Genomic DNA, 872 nt, shown 5'->3' with positions numbered 1-872 from the left:
CATGTCAGGTTACTCTGCACATGCGGATAGGGACGATTTAATACAGTTTGTTTCTGGTATCCCTACTCCTCCGAAAGAAGTTCACCTTATTCATGGTGAACAGGAGTCGAAAAGATCGCTTTATCAACAACTGATAACCCTCGGATATAACTGCGTTATATAGTGAAATGAACAATCATTTAATTTCGAGGCAATATAATATATCGCAAACATAGTTTTTCGAGTTCATTGATATAATTACGTTAAGATTCAAAAACAAGTCATGAACAAGGACTCAGGTTCAAGAAAATTAACAAAGTTATGAGCATGTTCTGGATTCAGGGATATAATTTCTATACGAAATAAATTATAATCGCCGACTTGTAAGCAATTGGCTAGTCGATAACAACTTATTCCATTCCTATGACAGACAGTATGAGCGACACGCTTCAAGAACGAGAAGCTTCTGAATTAACTAAGCATAATTCTATCAGCATAACATCAGCATTGGACGAGTTATCCGCAAGTGAATCAAATGCTTGCCTTTATATCTACTGTCCAAAAGAAGACGAAGCAAAAATTGCTCAAGTACTTAAGAGGCATCCTGAGATTAATGCTCAGGTTAATAACTATTCTCTTAGAGACTTCAAGAGCAAAACGCTTTGCCACTTCAAAAGCTCGCATCTAGATCCTGAACAGCAAGCGTTTCTTGTCGCGGCGACAGAGCTAGGTGCTTGGGTTGAGCCATTAGTGAGCTATTTTGACCGTTCACTCGGATATACTGAAACTGAGCTTTTGCACAGCGGCTACTTCTTACACCAAAAAGCTTTTTCTATCCTTTCTAATCGCAAGAACAGCTGGCAAAAACGCTTCATCGATCTGTTGTTTGTCTT

The 872-nt window shown here is 38.6% G+C and carries 1 protein-coding gene and 1 pseudogene; both read left to right on the top strand.

Annotated features, from left to right (window positions below; all coding sequences use genetic code 11):
* The first annotated feature begins 1 nt into the window (after position 1).
* A complete protein-coding gene (locus IQR33_RS27775; RefSeq protein ID WP_228014189.1) occupies positions 2–163 on the top strand; it encodes an MBL fold metallo-hydrolase RNA specificity domain-containing protein in 162 nt (53 codons plus the stop codon).
* A 239-nt stretch (positions 164–402) separates the two neighbouring features.
* Positions 403–872: pseudogene (locus IQR33_RS27770) on the top strand (sugar transferase); the annotation flags it as partial.

The organism is Vibrio sp. OPT46, assembly GCF_015163535.1.
Taxonomy (GTDB): domain Bacteria; phylum Pseudomonadota; class Gammaproteobacteria; order Enterobacterales; family Vibrionaceae; genus Vibrio; species Vibrio alginolyticus.
Note: the sequence above shows the minus strand (reverse complement) of the source record. Positions and strands in the feature narration are given on the sequence as shown.